Raw genomic sequence first — 16,567 nt, 5'->3', positions numbered from 1 at the left:
TTAATCGTAAAAAATGGCTATTGAATGAGCAGGATCGACATTTCGAGTGAATAATCATCCGAAACTGCCTTGTTTGATATATGATTCAAAGAGAATTTAACTAAGGGGTGGTTATGAAAGTACTTCGCGGCCTGGCGCAATACTATGTCGATTTAATGATGAAGCTCGGTCTAGTGCGTTTTTCTCTGTTACTTGCAGCTGCATTGGTTGTTCTCGCCATGATAATGCAAATGGCAGTGACAATTGTTTTAAGAGGGCATGTTGATAGCCTCGACATGGTGGGGTCAATTTTCTTTGGATTAATCATTACTCCATTGGCCGTCTATTTTTTGTCGGTGGTGGTTGAGCAACTTGAAGAGTCTCGGCAGCGTTTATCACGAATGGTTGATAAACTTGAAGTTATGCGAAAGCGTGATGCGGATTTAAACATTCAATTGCAGGGAAATATTGAACAACTTAACCTTGAGATTCTCGAACGAGAAAAAGCCGAGCGCGCTCACTTAGAGCTCCTTGAGCAATTAAAACAAGAAATGAAATACCGTGAGCAGACACAGATTGAACTTGAGCAGCAATCTGTATTACTTCGTTCATTCTTAGATGCTTCTCCTGACTTAGTCTATTACCGCAATGAAAATAATGAGTTTTCGGGATGTAACAGAGCAATGGAACTGTTGACTGGGAAAAGTGAAAAACACTTAGTTGGGTTAACGCCATTAGATATTTATGATGTTGAAATTGCCTCCAAGGTTATGGAAACCGATGAAAAAGTTTTTCGTCATAATGTTTCTCTCACTTATGAACAATGGCTGGTATATCCAGATGGCCGTAAAGCCTGTTTTGAGCTCCGTAAAGTGCCTTTTTATGACCGAGTTGGCAAACGACATGGCCTGATGGGCTTTGGGCGTGACATAACGGAGCGTAAACGCTATCAGGAAGCGTTAGAGAACGCGAGTAGGGAGAAAACCACCTTTATTTCTACAATCAGCCACGAGCTTCGTACACCCCTTAACGGCATTGTTGGTTTGAGTCGAATTTTATTAGACACCGATTTAACTTCGGAACAATCTAGCTATTTAAAAACTATTCATGTTAGTGCCGTCACTTTGGGTAATATATTCAATGATATTATTGAGATGGATAAAATTGAACGCCGTAAAGTTCAGTTAGATAACCAGCCAATCACATTATCTGAATTTGTGAATGACTTAGAGAATTTAAGTGGGTTATTGGTACAGCCAAAAGGGCTTAAATTTGTCATGGACGTTGCGCCTGCATTACCCAAAACGGTTTTAACCGATGGGACTCGTTTACGGCAAGTCCTATGGAATTTAATTGGTAATGCAGTTAAGTTCACGCAGAAAGGTGAAGTGAAGCTTAGTATTTGGCAAGAAGCTGAAAATAAATTGTTTTTTAGAGTTCAGGATAGCGGCATAGGCATACCGAAAGATGAGTTAGATAAAATCTTTGCAATGTATTATCAAGTAACAGATTCTGCTGGTGGTAAACCCGCTACGGGGACGGGGATTGGGCTTTCTGTATCTCGTCGCTTAGCACAAAATATGGGAGGCGATATACAAGTTGAAAGTGAAATAGGCCAAGGTTCCACTTTTACTTTATCCATTACAGCGCCAGTTGTTGAAAATAATGTTATTGAACAGCAAGATCCTGAAGACGATTACCCATTGCCAGCATTGCATATTCTACTCGTAGAAGATATTGAACTGAATATTGTTGTTGCTTGTTCTGTATTAGAAAATTTAGGCAACACGGTCGACGTGGCAATGAATGGTAAAGATGCCCTCGAGATGTTTGCCCCTGGGGAATATGACTTAGTTTTATTGGATATTCAATTACCTGATATGACAGGCTTAGATATCTCAAGGCAACTAAAACAGCAGTATGATAAGCAAGACCTGCCACCATTAATTGCATTAACTGCAAATGTTCTCAAAGATAAGAAAGAATACTTTGATGCAGGTATGGATGGCGTATTGAGTAAACCATTATCAGTTCCTGCATTGACCCAAGTTATTGAGCAATTTTGGGGTGAGCAATCTGTTCAACCTGAAGAAGCATCGAATGACCGTGAGGCTTCAAGTGTTGATGAGTCAATATTAGATTGCGATATGCTAGAGCAGTATATTGAATTAGTTGGCCCTAAGCTTATTTATGATGGGCTAGATGTCTTTGAAAAAATGCTTCCAGGCTACTTAGCTATTCTTGACTCGAACATGGTGGCTAAAGACCAAAAAGGCATTGTTGAGGAAGCCCACAAAATCAAAGGAGCGGCAGGTTCTGTTGGCTTAAAGAACTTACAGAAAATAGCACAACAGATTCAATCTCCTGAATTACCAGCATGGTGGGACAATGTACAGGAATGGGTGGATGAACTAAAACAAGATTGGAAAGCAGATATAGAAACTTTGAGAAACTGGGTTGATGAACGTACAAAAAAATAACCCCAACCGAAGTTGGGGTGCGCGAATACTGCGCCAACACCAGGGAAATCGTTGATCTGCATGTGTTTTTTGTTTTTTGCAAATCATTAAATTAGGTATATCACTGTAAAGGGCAACATCAAGATACCAAAATTTAGCGAATCTGTTACAAGATTCATTAAAATCTGTGATGAAGATTGATGTTTATGCACCTTAGCGCTTGAGAGATAATTTACTACAAATGGAGGAAGATATGAAATCAATTGCGGTTATTTTAAGTGGCTGTGGTGTTTTTGATGGAAGTGAGATCCATGAGTCAGTGCTAACTATGTTAGCTTTGAGTCAAAATAATGCTGAAATTCACTTTTTTGCACCTGATGAGCTACAACCTACTGTTATTAATCATATGACTGGGGAGTCTAAATCAGAAAAACGCAATCAAATGGAAGAATCTTCACGTATTACACGTGGGAAAATATCGCCTTTGTCATCAGCTGATGCTTCAACGCTAGATGCCCTCATAATTCCTGGTGGTTTTGGTGCCGCAAAAAATTTATGTGATTTTGCAGTTAAAGGAAGTGAGTGTGTAATTAATAAAGAACTATTAAGTTTAGTACGCCAAATGCACCAACAGAAAAAGCCGCTAGGGCTGATGTGTATTGCTCCTGTGATGCTTCCTAAAATGTTAAATACATCAGTAGTACTAACTATTGGTAATGATAGTGAAACGATTGCTCAAATAGAAATTATGGGAGGAAAGCATATTGAATGTGCTGTTGATGACATTGTAATTGATGAAGTTAACCGAGTTGTTACAACACCTGCTTATATGCTGGCTCAATCAATTTCTGAAGCAAATACGGGCATTAATAAGCTTGTTAAGAAAGTATTGGAAATGGCGTGATTATTTGAATGCGAACTATTGTTTCTAAATTATGGCACTGGTTAAAGAAGATCACATTTTCATTACTTGTGGTGTGGATTTGTTCAGTCGTTTTATTTAAATACATACCAGTGCCTTTTTCTGCGGTGATGATCGAACGACAAATTACCGCATGGGTAAACTTAAATTTTTCTTACGTATCTCGTTCTGAATGGGTAGACGAAAATCACATTTCTCCGTATGTTTATTTAGCGGTAATTGCTGCGGAAGATCAAAATTTTCCTCATCACTGGGGTTTCGACCTTGATGCAATCGAGCGTGCTTATAAACACAACTTGAGCAATAAACAAACAATTAGAGGGGCTTCAACTATCTCCCAGCAAACAGTAAAAAACTTGTGGTTATGGGATGGGAGAAGCTGGCTAAGAAAGGGCCTAGAGACAGTAATGACTCCTATTATGGAGCTGTTGTGGTCAAAGCAAAGGGTTTTGACTGTTTATCTTAATATAGTTGAGTTTGGTGATGGGGTTTTTGGGGTTGAAGAGGCTGCAAATAAATTCTTTAATAAGCCTGCTAGCAAGCTCTCAATGAGTGAGGCTGCGCTATTAGCTGCGGTTCTTCCTAATCCTCATAGATATAGCGTAAAAAACCCATCCTCTTACGTCCTCAAAAGGCAAGCTTGGATCTTGAATCAAATGCACTTATTAGGAGGTAAGAATTATCTGAAAATAAACCAGTTGATGGATGAATAAGAAAAAAGCCATGGTTTTTCTCTCACGGCTTTTGTATTTATAACAATATATTATTGTTTATGATTAATTAAGATAAGTGAAAGCAGTCGTTACTCGACGAACACCATCTGTTTCACTGGCGATTTTAGCCGCCGCATCACCTTCTTGCCTTGTTAAAACACCTAGCAAGAAAACCTCACCATTTTCAGTAATAACTTTTACACTACCAGATTTAACACTATCACTAGCAAGGATTTTAGATTTCACTTTGGTTGTTAACCAAGTGTCTTTTGAAGCAGTACCCAAATCAACGGGCTCTCCACTACGGACTTCATTATAAACTGCGATGGTGCCATCAACGTTAGAGGCTATTTGTTTTGCTCGTTCAGCCCAAGCCATATCAGGGCTTTGGCCAGTTAACAGCACATTACCTTTATAAGCGGTCGCAATGATACGAGCCTTACCTGTGATATCCTTATCTTTATTCAGTTGTCCACTAACCCTAGCTTCTAAGGTCCCATCGTCAACTTGTTGACCAACTGTACGAGGGTCTGTGGCACTTTTCGTTGCAACGGCCGCAGAACCTACGACGGCAGCCCCTATACAGCCTTGTAATAGAACAGTACTGATGACTATGGCAAAAATTGGTATTAATCGCATTTTGTCTCCTTAATCGTCCTGATGTGGGAAAAGAGTATTATCTATGAGGTCACACAGACAATTTACAGTAAGAAGATGAACTTCTTGAATTCGAACACTTCGTTGGGATGGAATACGAATTTCAACATCTTGGGGGCCAAGTAAACCCGCGAGTTCCCCTCCGTCATAGCCTGTTAAGGCGACAATTGTCATGTCTCTAGTGACTGCAGCTTCAACAGCTTTAATAATATCACTGCTATTACCATGGGTTGAAATTGCCATCAAAACATCGCCATGCTGGCCTAATGCTCTAACTTGTTTCGCATAAATTTCAGAAGGTTGCTTACTACCCGAAATGGCAGTTAACACGGCATTATCGGTATTAAGTGCTAAAGCGGGTAAGCTAGGGCGCTCGGTTTCAAAGCGATGGATCATACTCGCAGCAAAACGTTGTGCGGTAGCAGCGGAAGCGCCATTACCACAACATAAAATTTTGTTGCCATTGAGTAAAGACTGAACCATCATCATCGCGGCTCTTGAAATGGCATCAGGCAGCGCTTCAGCGGCTGCTATTTGAGTTTGGATGCTTTCAGTAAAGCAAACTTTTATTCGGTCTAGCACGAGTTTTTCCTTTGTCGCCTCGATATAATTCAAATCATTTTGTGTATTACCATTATATTTGAATTATAGCGTTGTTGACTGCATGAACAGTGTATAAAGCTGACTATCTTATCTGTTAATAAACATCATTTTCGTTGAATGCATTTTGTATCCAGTCAAATCGGTTTCCCGTGATGGCACAGATATCAAAACGGCATGCGCTAGTTTCAAAACTTTCTTGTCTTTTTGAGAGCCAAATTTTAGCAGCAGCTAATAGTTTTCGACGTTTGTGCCAGTTTACTGATAAAAGTGCATCTCCATAGTCACAATTTTTGCGAAAACGAACTTCAACAAATACCCAACCTGTATTATCTCGCATGATGAGGTCGATTTCTCCGCCTCGGTTCCTTGCATTACGTTCGACAAATGTTAATCCCTGTTGTTGCAGGAAAGCGAGTACTTGGTTCTCATAGTACCGGCCTGTTAACCATTGTATGGCTTTTGGCATAATTTTCATGACGTCCTTGTCTGAAAAAAAGTGAAGTATTGAATGATGCTATTGCGCCGAAACCACTTTACCTTGTTTAAATTGCAGCCAAGGTAATTCTCGGTACACCACACAGTTTGGTGTTGTGCTTAAGGTCCCGGATGCGCCATTGATACGAAATTGCCCAGATTGTTGCAGCTTGTCGTAATTGTTGGCTAAAGACCATGCATCAATACCCATGGCATATAAACGGAATAAAGAGTAATCATTACTCAGCTTTTGTTGAGCTTGTTTACGTAAGTTATTGTTTGCGCCTGCGAGTAAAGGGATTTCGCTAAATTTAACGCCATCCATTTCAAAGCGATAGTCTGCACCAGACCCTGCTTGGTTACTACGGGAGCTTGTATAAAGCGCAGGACGAGAGCGGGAGCTAATCGCCATTTCAATCATTGGCTTGATTAAGGTGAGCTCATCACGAGTAGCAACAATATAAACGCTGTCAATCGCCCCTGTTGAATCGATATATTGTGGGTCTATTGATTGTGTATCTATCGACTGTGTACCCACATTCACTGGCGTTCCAGTCATACGGATCCCTGCACCACGATTAATTGACTCTTTTAAAGAAGGGACTGAGCCAAAGGTTTGCATTAGAACTGTCCCGCCGCCTTTTTCTTGCCACCCTTGGGCAAAGGCTTTGGCTATCCTATCACCGAAAGCATTAGCGGGAACTAATACCAATGGCATTTGCTTGCCCTCAGCTTTCATGTAAGCCGCTGCATTTTGTGCTTCATCTTCTGGCGATAATGAAAAATAGCAAAGATTTGGTCGAGGCTGTAATTGGTTCGCATCAAGTTCATTGAGCGCGAGCACACTGACAGGTGTCCCCATTTGGGTAATGGTTTGAACATCACTTTTTAATAATGGCCCAACAATGAGATTAAAGCCTTCATTTTTTGCTTGTTCAATAAGCTCAGGCATTTGCTTGTTTGTCGTATCAAACACCTTGACGCTTTGGGTGTTCACAGGGGCGGCATCGATACGCAAAGCGGATGTCACTACATCGCTATCGCTAGTAGTAGGGGCATTACCTGTGGTTGCCGCAACTTGTTCATAGATTTGGTCGAGGACATCATTTCCACTACTCGCTGGTGTTACGGCAGCTTGAGGGGCAGACCCTTGCGGTAGGCCTTTTTGCGCATCCATAAAGCCTTGCATGATCGCTTGGCCAAATACTTGCCCTTGGCCACTCATGGGTAAAAATAAAGCAATCTTAGGGGTTTTACCCACTTGAGGTATCATGGCTTGCTGCAAAAGAGTCGGCGTTGTCGTCACTGCTGGGTTATTTGAATAACGCATTTTCCAATCGTTATAGCCAGCGAGTAAGGCATCTGTGTCATCTCGGTTATTTTGATAAATATCTAAAAGATCGACCCAGCCTTGGAGAATATTTTCATCGGCACCAACGCCATGAATTTGTTCTGGCGTTAACTGTGTTAACATCTGCCATAACCCATCAATATTAGCTTGGCGTTCAGCGGCTGTTTTTAATAAAGGTTCTTGGCTAATGTAGGCGCGTATCGCCTCCATTGAAGGCTTACCTTGTGCAGCATCGATGATTGCTTGGTAATGGCTAGCATTATCAGATGTGCTTTGCTCAGGCGTTTTTTGGGTTGACGGAAAATATTCCGAGACAATTTGGCACCCTGACAGTGCAAATGTGGACAGCATTGCTGTGCACATTAACCCTTTTTTCAAATGCAAAAAAATTGAAGGACGCATACTGTATCCAATGGTGTATTTTTCAATTGCTTAATTTTAAACCGGCTATTTGGATGAAACAATGAACCAACCTAATCAAGCTGTGGTTATGGCATCCACGCTGTATATCGTTCCTACCCCAATTGGTAATATGAAGGATATCACGCAACGCGCGTTGGATGTTCTTAAACATGTTGACCTTATTGCTGCAGAGGACACTCGGCATTCAGGCATTCTATTACAGAATTTTGCGATAAATGCACGGTTGTTTGCTCTGCATGATCATAATGAACAGCAAAAGGCAGATCAATTAATTAGTCGACTTCAACAAGGCGATAGTATCGCATTAGTCTCCGATGCTGGTACACCTTTAATTAATGATCCGGGTTATCATCTCGTCAATCGTTGCCGCGAAGCGGGTATTCGTGTTGTACCTTTACCGGGGCCTTGTGCCGCTATCACTGCGTTATCTGCCGCAGGTTTGCCCTCAGACCGTTTTTGTTATGAAGGATTTTTACCCGCAAAAACAAAAGGCCGTAAAGATGTTTTACAATCACTCGAACAAGAAACTCGCACGCTGATTTTCTATGAATCAACCCACCGTTTGTTAGACAGTTTAGCAGATATGGTGGAAGTCTGGGGACCGGAGCGCCATGTTGTTTTAGCGCGAGAAATCACTAAGACGTGGGAGTCCATTGAAGGCCGCCCCGTAGGGGAGTTGCTCGCTTGGGTAAAAGAAGATGAGAATCGTCACCGCGGCGAAATGGTGTTAATTGTTGAAGGGTATAAGAAGCCTGAAGATGATTCTGCAATTTCACCGGATGTGGTTCGTACCTTGAATTTATTACAAAAAGAGTTACCACCGAAAAAAGCGGCTGCAATCACGGCTGAAATTTATGGCCTTAAGAAAAATATGTTGTATAAATTGATGCTTGATAATCAAACCGATGAATGATTCTTGAGCAAATAGACGAGTTCATTTATATAAGTGGTAAATGAAAGTCGTTAGAGTCTGTACAAGACACAGTAAAGTGCCTATAATTCGCCGCGGAGTTGGCCAGACAACCGCTGCTTTATCGTAGTCCCTTCGGGAGACGGGTAGAGGGGAGGAAAGTCCGGGCTCCATAGGGCAGGGTGCCAGATAACGTCTGGGAGGCGCGAGCCTACGACTAGTGCAACAGAGAGCAAACCGCCGATGGCCTGTTTACAGGATCAGGTAAGGGTGAAAGGGTGCGGTAAGAGCGCACCGCGCGACTGGTAACAGTTCGTGGCACGGTAAACTCCACCCGGAGCAAGACCAAATAGGGGTTCATATGGTGCGGCCCGCATTGAACTCGGGTAGGTTGCTGGAGCCAGTGCGCAAGTGCTGGCCTAGATGAATGGTTGTCCATGACAGAACCCGGCTTATCGGCCAACTCCCTTTTTTCTTCATATTTCGCGCTGTACCTTTGTTGGCTGCATTTAGCAACTCGAGTCACATACTGGTGTATGCTCCTAGGGATTTCCTCATTTTGCCGCCGTGGCACAACTCGAATTATTTAGAAAAAATCATAATCTTTTTATTTAATATCAAAATACTTATCTTGTTTGTCTTCACCATTCGCTGTATCAAAGTATCAAAGTATCAAAGTATCAAAGTATCAAAGTATCAAAGTATCAAAGTATCAAAGTATCAAAGTATCAAAGTATCAAAGTATCAAAGTATCAAAGTATCAAAGTATCAAATCATCAAATCATCAAGATCATAACCCTCTGATGCAAATCAATACGCTCTCTGAATATGTAAATAGAATAGTGGTATTTATAATGCATGTTAAAGAGATGTGCGGACATGATAGAAAAACCACGTATAAGGTACCAACGTCGCCCCGGTACAACAGGAGGAAAGCTTCCTTGGAATGATTGGCGAAACGCGTCAACTTGGCGTAAATTTGTACAGGTAACACTGTTAGCAATTAACCTTTATATCGGTATTACTTTCTATTACTGGGTTCGTTACTACGAAACGGGTGGGGCAACCCTTTATCTTCCTCGCCCTGGTGGAATTGAAGGCTGGCTGCCGATTGCTGGGCTAATGAATTTAAAATATACGTTGGAAACGGGCAGCTTTCCTGTCATTCATGCGGCCTCAATGTTTCTTTTAGTTTCTTTTATCGTGATTAGCTTGCTGTTCAAAAAAGCATTCTGTTCATGGATGTGCCCGATTGGCACAATATCAGAGTACACAGGTAAGTTAGGGAAAAAACTCTTTCGTTATCAAAACCAAATCAGTTTACCTAAATGGCTCGATATCCCTTTAAGAGGCCTAAAATATTTATTATTAGGTTTCTTTCTTTATATTGCATTTTCCATGTCTGCGCAGATGATCCAATATTTTATGATGTCCCCTTATGGGATCATTATTGACGTAAAAATGTTGGATTTCTTTCGCTATATTAGCTTATTTGCGCTTATCACTGTGGTCGTTTTAGTGGTGGCAAGCTTGTTTATTCGTAACGCTTGGTGCCGTTATTTATGTCCTTATGGTGCATTATTAGGGCTATTTTCGTTATTTTCACCGTTTAAAATTCGCAGAAATATGGAAAGCTGCATTGATTGTGGAAAATGTGCGAAAAATTGCCCGTCACGGATCCCTGTCGACAAGTTAATTACGGTAAGAACAGTGGAGTGCACGGGATGTATGACGTGCGTGGAATCTTGCCCTGTTGCATCAACGCTAGATTTTTCATTGCAAGTGCCAACAAAAAAACGTCAGTTTCGGTTATCGGGTATGCTGATGGCCATTTTAACCTTAGCAATTTTATTTATAACCATTGGAATTGCCATGTATTTTGGCGTTTGGGGTAGCCCAGTGCCTGATAATTATTGGTTTCATATTATACCGAATGCAAGAACGATAGGTCATTAACTCATAGTAAAAAATCCCCCGCTCATATTTGATGAGTGGGGGATTTATTGTTTCGTCATTGTGACAATGACTTATATTATAACGTCTCGCTTATATTTATTTTCTTACTTACTACTCACTACCGCATCAATTAACCGCTTGCTTAACCATCTGCAATAATTGACGCACATCTTCTGGACGAGTATTGCCCGATTCTTTATCAATGATTGAACTATAAATATGAGGAATGATTTTCTTCACGCCAGCATCGAGGGCAATTTGCAAAATTTCGGCAAAATTATCTAAATCAATACCGCCTGTAGGCTCTAAAGAAAAATCAAATTCAGCACACGCTTTGGCGATGGCTTTATATTCTTCAATATAAGTTAGCCCTTTCATATTAAAGAATTTAACAGAGTCAGCTCCCATGTCTTTAAGCATCATAATGGCAGTTTCAATCGGCACAATGCCATCTGGCGCTTGAGAACTTAGTGGGCCAGTTGAAATTTTAACCATACCAACGGTACCTGTCGGTGAAATCAATGCGTTAACGAAGGTTTCATTTTGGCCTAACAATGCACGGCTAATCGGTGCACCAGTAAAGACTTGGTTTACGTGCTGTGGCTGAACTTCTTTTGAAATCAACGATACCATAGTGGATTGGTTTGGATCGCCAGCACCAAGGCCAACAGATAACGCATTATCCGTTTCTTGTGCATAAATGCGCATATCAGCAATCGCGCTTTCTAAATCAGGGTAATTTTTAGATAAAACACCAACAACAACAAAGGTTTCTGCTGCGGCATAGATATCTTTTGCATTTTGATGGCTGCCCGCCAAAACGTTTAAACAGACACGGTCACGATAAAAATTCGGTGACAATTTCATCTTAAATTCCTTCTACTAACAAACGAATATTCTTTGAAATAACATTAAGTTGCTCAGTACTGACACTACGAATGTCAGCTTCTACTTTTCCTTCGTTGGCTTTGTATTCACGGAAGTAAATCGCGGTATCACCTTGCTTTAATTCAGCCATGATTTGGTAAGTGGTTTTGCCTATCGTTTTTTCATCAAAGCTAATTTCAGTGCGAGCAATATCACGTCCCGCAGCATCCCAGACGATTTGGGCGGAGATACCTTTAATTGCATTCAAATCGCTGATGAATTGACTCATTCGATTGACCATCTCTGCGCCCGTCTCTTTTGTCGCAGTGAGATACTGTTCGATAGCAAGGGTGAGGCCCAAAATACCTTCTTTGCCCACTTTCATCGCACGGCCAATACCTTGGCTTTGGCGTTTTACCCACTCAACATACTGTTTTTTACCGATAACAAGGCCGCTTGTTGGGCCTTCAATCGCTTTTGCGCCACTGTAAATCACAATATCACCACCAGCTTGGTAGTAAGCCGTGAGCTCTTCTTCAGCAGCAGCATCAACAATCAGAGGGAGCTGGTGGTCATGAGCCACTTTGGCGGCTTGTTCAACCGTCAACATGCTTTTTTGTACGGTATGGTGCGATTTGATATACAAAATAGCAGCGGTATTGGGGGTGATTTTTGCAGCTAATTGAGCAGCGTTGCACTCATTAGCAAAACCCGCTTCTACCACTTTACCACCACCTAAGCTCACCATTGTGTCGACAGGGGCTCCAAAGTTAACGTTATGGCCTTTAGGTAAAATAATTTCACGTGGAACCACTTTGTCGGATGAATGCAAATTGAGCAGTAAATCTTCGTCATCTTGTACAATGACTGCCGCAACCGCTTGTGCAATACCAGCAGATGCACAGGAAACAACAACTGCAGCTTCAACGTTTAATAGACTAGCAATGTATTCGCCAGTTTTGTTAACTAAGTCTTTAATTTCAAAATAATTATTTAGGCCGTAAGCAACACGTTCGACAACTTCTGGCGTTGGCGTTGAAACACCAAGGATTGTCATGCGGCCAGAAGCATTAATAACGTGTTTTAACTGATATTTATCATAAATCGATTGCATGTTCGGATTCACCTTGTGCATGAATAATGTGTTTTCCACCGACAATAGCGGCCAGCGGTACGAAGCGGTGTGTGCCTATACGCTGTTCGCCTTCTGCATCGGTGAGCTCAGTTTGCTCTTCTTTGAGGTCAAAAAGGGTAATGTCGGCATCAAAGCCTGGCCTTAAATACCCTTTCGCTGGCAAAGATAAGAAATTGGCCGCTTTTTCGGTCACACAGCGAAGCACTTGTTCCGCACTAAAACCCATACACAGGAATTTAGTCATCACAAAAGCGAGACTATAAACTGGGCCATTAACGCGGTTGCGGTGGTAAATATCTGAACTGATGATGTCAGGGTAAGTGCCGATACGCATTGCTTGTTCGGCAACTTTAAAGCTGAAACTTTCACCACCATGGCCAACATCCAATATGACACCGCGCGCTAAAGCGCGAGCAATTGACGGTTTTAGATAGCCATCTTCGCCTAAAATTTTATTGGGTTTACCGTTAAAGCAGTGAGTGATGATATCGCCGCGCGTCAGTAAGTCAGCGACTTCATCGATATCCGGTGGGTTGTTGCCAATGTGTACCATGAGTGGAAGATGATGTTTTTTTTGCATTTCTTTGGCTTTAACCAGTGGGGCAATGCCATTTTTACCCACCACGCTTTTACTCATACGGGCTTTCATACCAACGACAAAGCCTGAGTGGCGTTCGATAGCGTCTTGAAAGCAGGTTTCATTGATGTTGTTCATATCGGACAGTTCATTTTGTGCAATGATGCCAATACGCGAAATATTCAGTAGAGAAAAGACATTCGTTTTTGATTTCTGGGTGAGCTGATAAAATTTATCAATATCATCAGCACCGACACTACCTGCATCAACCAGTGAGGTAACTCCGCCAGCGGCTCCTGCTAAATCAGGGTCATCGAAGTAAATAGGTGACTCAACAAAGCAATGAGCATGAGAGTCAATCCACCCAGCACTGACATAAGTTTTTCCTTGTAGGTCAATGACTTTTTCGGCTTGCTGATTATTCGCTAATTCAGGGCCTGCCGCTTCGATTTTTCCATCTCTAATAAGAATGTCGATTATGGTGCCATCGATACATTTGCCATGCTTGATGATTAGGGTGTACATAGTTGTCCTCTTTATGATGTCAACCGCAGCGTTGTTGGTTACTCTTATGCTACTTTTTGAACTATTTCGAGCCTGTTTTTAATGATGTTATTTAGTAACCCGGAGCAGATGCTCCGGGAGGATACGAGTTAGGCGACGATTGGGAAGAAATAACCGAACAACATCGCCCCTAAAATTGCCCCGCCGGCAACGGGTTTTTGCCATACATAGAAAATCAATGCGCCAATTAAAGAGCCAATTCCGATTGGAATGGATGCGGCCATCGCGGCTAAAATAATTAGTGGACCTAAGAAACGGCCGGAGGTATTACCCGCGCCCATCATGACGTCAGCACCAAAGGTTGAGTTAGCCTGAGCAATCGTGAATTTGCGTGCAAATACAATCAGTAAGCCGATTAATACGCCAAGGAATAAGCCAGTTATTAACGACATCCAGAAGTTAGTGACTAAAAAATCCCAACCCGCGGCTAAAAATAAGGCGGGAACACCGAGGCCAATACCGGTTTGTAGCGCGCCACCGATATCTAAAATACCTACCAGTGAGCCTTCGATAATCCGAGCAAATAGGAAACTTGCACCAAATGCGGCAACCGCACCATAAACTCCGGTATCTAAGCCCGCACGTAACATGGCGACGAACGCCACTTCGTTAAATGCTCCAAAGCCGTAGACGACATACATGTGGGTACCTGCGAAGATCCCCGCTGATAACAGCCCAACAAAAATCGGGAAGGACCACTCTGCATACCAAAAATCTTGTTTGTTAATTTCAGTTGTCATGATTATTTCCCGCTCAGCAGACCGTGGACGTATTCAAGCCACAATGGTTTATCTAGGTTGAAAGAGGTGATCATCTTCAGGTCGAATTCACGGAAGAAGCCGCTAAGAACAAACAGCAGAACGACTGTTACCATCATTGTGCGAGTGATACGGTTCCAGCCGTTGTCATCAACGCCTTTACCGATCAAGATACCTAAAACTAAACCAGGGATGGCATTACCCATGATTAATTGGGCACAACCACCAAATAGCGTTGCCCAGAAACCTGAACGGCGGCCTGCATCCATAGCGGCTAACCAGAAGATAACAGGCATCACTGTGTTAACGAGCAAGTTTGCGGCAGGCACTAGTACATTAATGGCTGTTGTTTGCAGAGCAGCCGGAACTGCAGAAGCGGTAGTGTTCAAGAAGGCAACAACGAGTGCCCCGATGATGGCACAAGCGATAGCCATTTTTTTCGGGTTATGCAGTGTGTCAGCAACGCTACGGTTTTTGGTTAGTAACGCTGCGGCCCCCCAGTTTGGGATGATGCGGTGGTCAACGTCTTGTGTAAATGCCCCTGCAGCAACTGACGATGCCCATGCGTTAAAGAAGAACCCTAAGCCGAAAGAAAAGTGAGATGCGGGATCGCCTTCACAAGCGTTCAGCTCACCCAATGTACGGAATGCCCCCATGCCCTGTATGGTTGGCGCGTGGAACATACGCGCAGCCCCTGCGCCTAAGCCAAAGCCGCAGAGCCCACCGATGATTAGGGACATACCCAATATTTCTAAAAAAGATGCAGTTTCACTCATGGAATTAACTCCAGACCTGATTGCTATTATTGTTCTGTAAATGGTATTTCGTTGACAGAAAGTAAAGTGACATCCAGCGAAACGTCGAGTACAACACGAAAATGTTCACGTTTGCGTGGCAAAAAGAGAAAGAGAAATTTTTCTGTCCGCGAATGAGAGTGAGCACTAATCACTTCAACATCCTTTGGTTCTATCCGTAGGATGATGTCTGTGCTGTTTTTAAGTACGGTTTTTTGAATTGAATTTAAGGCGTCAGCTATCGCTTTTTGCTTAGTGTCGCCTTGCCCTGTTACCCGCACAACCGTTTCGATAGATTTTTTCATTAAGCGTTGCCGTATTTTTTATTGAATGCTTTTACCAAGCGCTCGCCTAACTCTTCCTTGTCCATAAAACCGAAACCTAATACATTGCAACCGTCTGCAATCGCGGTTTCTCCCTCTTCAATAGAGCGCATCCCATAGCGAGCTTTATAGCCATATTTCGTTTGAGCGGTAATTGCGCCAGCGCCACCACTACCACAAAATGAGATACCTAAATCAGCTTGCTCTGCGTTCATGACATCACCGAGTTTCATGTCAGCAGCGACACCCGGAACAACAACAGCTTTACCACCGGCAGCTTCAACACCTGCAGCCACTTTTTGGCCTTTACCTAAACGGTCACCGATAACAACAACTATCTGTTTCATAAAATATTCTCCAAATCCTACAAAATTAGTAATTAATCATTTGAACGTGCGACTTCAAAGTGAACAGAGAGTAAATAGGTCTCTTCAGGTGCTAAACCGGGAAGTGTGTCAACGACCCGTTGTGCGAGCGTAATCGAATGTTCAGAAATTTCATCGAATAGGCTGATATCGACTTCTGGTAAGGCTTCACCCGTTTTTGCTCTACCGACCATGGCACGTAAATGAGACTCCAACATTTGTTGTTGTACATCTGTGGTATAGCAGCCCTCCTGCTTGAGCCAGTCAGTAATCACTGCTAGCAGTTTTTGTGTCACCTCATCAATATCAAGGTTATGTTCTAACATTTTAAAAACGACAACTGATTCACTCATAACTATTTAAAATCCAAAGTAATATTGCAAGTTAGACTACTCTGTTCCTTCATGTCTTATACATTAGACGCTTATTCGTATTTTTTGCAGGCAGGGAATTTCCACTTGTAAGTGGAAATTTTTTGGAAGCTAATGAGTGTATATTTGGTGTGTTTTTTGTTCTATTTGGAAATTAAGTGGAAAAATTGACATTAATCAACTCTCTAAAAAGGATAAAATAACAATACTGTGAATAAAATATGTTATTTATCAATTGATTATTTTTTTAACTAAAAAATGGAAATAAAAAAATGAACTGGAAAGGAAAGTGGAAATTATAAATGGAAATTATTTTACATTAGTTGTAATTGCTTCCACTTAGTCGTTTTGTGTGTAAAACAGGCC

Annotated in this window: 17 protein-coding genes and 1 other RNA gene; 6 read left to right on the top strand and 12 right to left on the bottom strand. The window is 41.9% G+C overall.

All coding sequences use genetic code 11. From position 1 onward, the window contains the following. The first annotated feature begins 113 nt into the window (after window positions 1-113). The 3 genes from arcB (at window position 114) to mtgA (ending at window position 4,073) form a co-directional block, all read left to right on the top strand. Complete coding sequence (gene arcB, locus PSF67_RS01005) at window positions 114-2,459, top strand: aerobic respiration two-component sensor histidine kinase ArcB (RefSeq protein WP_102137915.1); 2,346 nt, start codon at window positions 114-116, stop codon at window positions 2,457-2,459. A 232-nt stretch (window positions 2,460-2,691) separates the two neighbouring features. Next, window positions 2,692-3,342, top strand: a complete 651-nt coding sequence (gene elbB, locus PSF67_RS01000; protein ID WP_102137914.1) for an isoprenoid biosynthesis glyoxalase ElbB — start codon at window positions 2,692-2,694, stop codon at window positions 3,340-3,342. An 8-nt stretch (window positions 3,343-3,350) separates the two neighbouring features. Further along, window positions 3,351-4,073 (top strand): monofunctional biosynthetic peptidoglycan transglycosylase, encoded by a 723-nt coding sequence (gene mtgA, locus PSF67_RS00995; RefSeq protein ID WP_102137913.1) that lies wholly within the window; start codon window positions 3,351-3,353, stop codon window positions 4,071-4,073. A 63-nt stretch (window positions 4,074-4,136) separates the two neighbouring features. Here the strand turns inward: mtgA and dolP are convergent, their stop codons facing one another. From dolP to PSF67_RS00975, 4 genes are all read right to left on the bottom strand, one after another. Then, entirely contained in the window at window positions 4,137-4,712 is a 576-nt protein-coding gene (gene dolP, locus PSF67_RS00990; RefSeq protein ID WP_102137912.1) for a division/outer membrane stress-associated lipid-binding lipoprotein, read from the bottom strand. 9 nt (window positions 4,713-4,721) lie between these two features. Continuing rightward, complete coding sequence (gene diaA / locus PSF67_RS00985; protein WP_004908326.1) at window positions 4,722-5,312, bottom strand: DnaA initiator-associating protein DiaA; 591 nt, start codon at window positions 5,310-5,312, stop codon at window positions 4,722-4,724. A 115-nt stretch (window positions 5,313-5,427) separates the two neighbouring features. After that, complete coding sequence (locus tag PSF67_RS00980) at window positions 5,428-5,808, bottom strand: YraN family protein (RefSeq protein WP_195697715.1); 381 nt, start codon at window positions 5,806-5,808, stop codon at window positions 5,428-5,430. A 39-nt stretch (window positions 5,809-5,847) separates the two neighbouring features. Further along, window positions 5,848-7,560, bottom strand: coding sequence for a penicillin-binding protein activator (locus tag PSF67_RS00975; RefSeq protein ID WP_272676403.1), 1,713 nt, complete (start codon window positions 7,558-7,560; stop codon window positions 5,848-5,850). A 61-nt stretch (window positions 7,561-7,621) separates the two neighbouring features. On the opposite strand from PSF67_RS00975, the gene rsmI reads away from it, so the two are divergent. From rsmI to PSF67_RS00960, 3 genes are all read left to right on the top strand, one after another. Next, entirely contained in the window at window positions 7,622-8,494 is an 873-nt protein-coding gene (gene rsmI / locus PSF67_RS00970) for a 16S rRNA (cytidine(1402)-2'-O)-methyltransferase (RefSeq protein ID WP_272676402.1), read from the top strand. 94 nt (window positions 8,495-8,588) lie between these two features. Beyond that, window positions 8,589-8,962: RNase P RNA component class A (rnpB, locus tag PSF67_RS00965), an RNA gene on the top strand. A 408-nt stretch (window positions 8,963-9,370) separates the two neighbouring features. After that, a complete protein-coding gene (locus tag PSF67_RS00960) occupies window positions 9,371-10,447 on the top strand; it encodes a 4Fe-4S binding protein (protein ID WP_272676401.1) in 1,077 nt (358 codons plus the stop codon). Window positions 10,448-10,573: 126 nt separating this feature from the next. Here PSF67_RS00960 and dagF read toward each other — a convergent pair whose 3' ends face one another. The 8 genes from dagF to PSF67_RS00920 all read right to left on the bottom strand — a co-directional run bounded on the left by dagF (window position 10,574) and on the right by PSF67_RS00920 (window position 16,183). Further along, complete coding sequence (gene dagF, locus PSF67_RS00955; protein WP_102137907.1) at window positions 10,574-11,314, bottom strand: 2-dehydro-3-deoxy-phosphogluconate aldolase; 741 nt, start codon at window positions 11,312-11,314, stop codon at window positions 10,574-10,576. A 1-nt stretch (window position 11,315) separates the two neighbouring features. Further along, window positions 11,316-12,428, bottom strand: coding sequence for a DgaE family pyridoxal phosphate-dependent ammonia lyase (locus PSF67_RS00950; protein ID WP_239979028.1), 1,113 nt, complete (start codon window positions 12,426-12,428; stop codon window positions 11,316-11,318). Beyond that, window positions 12,412-13,551: an amidohydrolase/deacetylase family metallohydrolase gene (locus PSF67_RS00945; protein WP_195697711.1), complete on the bottom strand. Its 1,140-nt coding sequence runs from the start codon at window positions 13,549-13,551 to the stop codon at window positions 12,412-12,414. Before PSF67_RS00945 ends, PSF67_RS00950 begins: the two co-directional genes overlap by 17 nt. Window positions 13,552-13,679: 128 nt before the next feature. Next, window positions 13,680-14,330: a DUF4310 family protein gene (locus PSF67_RS00940; RefSeq protein ID WP_206276423.1), complete on the bottom strand. Its 651-nt coding sequence runs from the start codon at window positions 14,328-14,330 to the stop codon at window positions 13,680-13,682. Window positions 14,331-14,332: 2 nt separating this feature from the next. Then, window positions 14,333-15,124, bottom strand: coding sequence for a DUF4311 domain-containing protein (locus PSF67_RS00935; RefSeq protein ID WP_102137903.1), 792 nt, complete (start codon window positions 15,122-15,124; stop codon window positions 14,333-14,335). Between the two features lie 26 nt (window positions 15,125-15,150). Continuing rightward, on the bottom strand, window positions 15,151-15,447 hold the full coding sequence (locus tag PSF67_RS00930; RefSeq protein WP_004258180.1) for a DUF4312 family protein: 297 nt from the start codon (window positions 15,445-15,447) through the stop codon (window positions 15,151-15,153). Continuing rightward, a complete protein-coding gene (locus tag PSF67_RS00925) occupies window positions 15,447-15,812 on the bottom strand; it encodes an SFCGS family glycine-rich protein (RefSeq protein WP_004258177.1) in 366 nt (121 codons plus the stop codon). The genes PSF67_RS00930 and PSF67_RS00925 overlap by 1 nt, the downstream gene beginning before the upstream one ends. Before the next feature lie 32 nt (window positions 15,813-15,844). Further along, a complete protein-coding gene (locus PSF67_RS00920; RefSeq protein ID WP_102137902.1) occupies window positions 15,845-16,183 on the bottom strand; it encodes a transcriptional antiterminator in 339 nt (112 codons plus the stop codon). Window positions 16,184-16,567 lie beyond the last annotated feature (384 nt).

The sequence above is a fragment of the Providencia sp. PROV076 genome (assembly GCF_028483405.1).
Classification (GTDB): Bacteria; Pseudomonadota; Gammaproteobacteria; order Enterobacterales; family Enterobacteriaceae; genus Providencia; species Providencia huaxiensis.
This window is presented reverse-complemented; position numbering and strand designations above follow the sequence as displayed.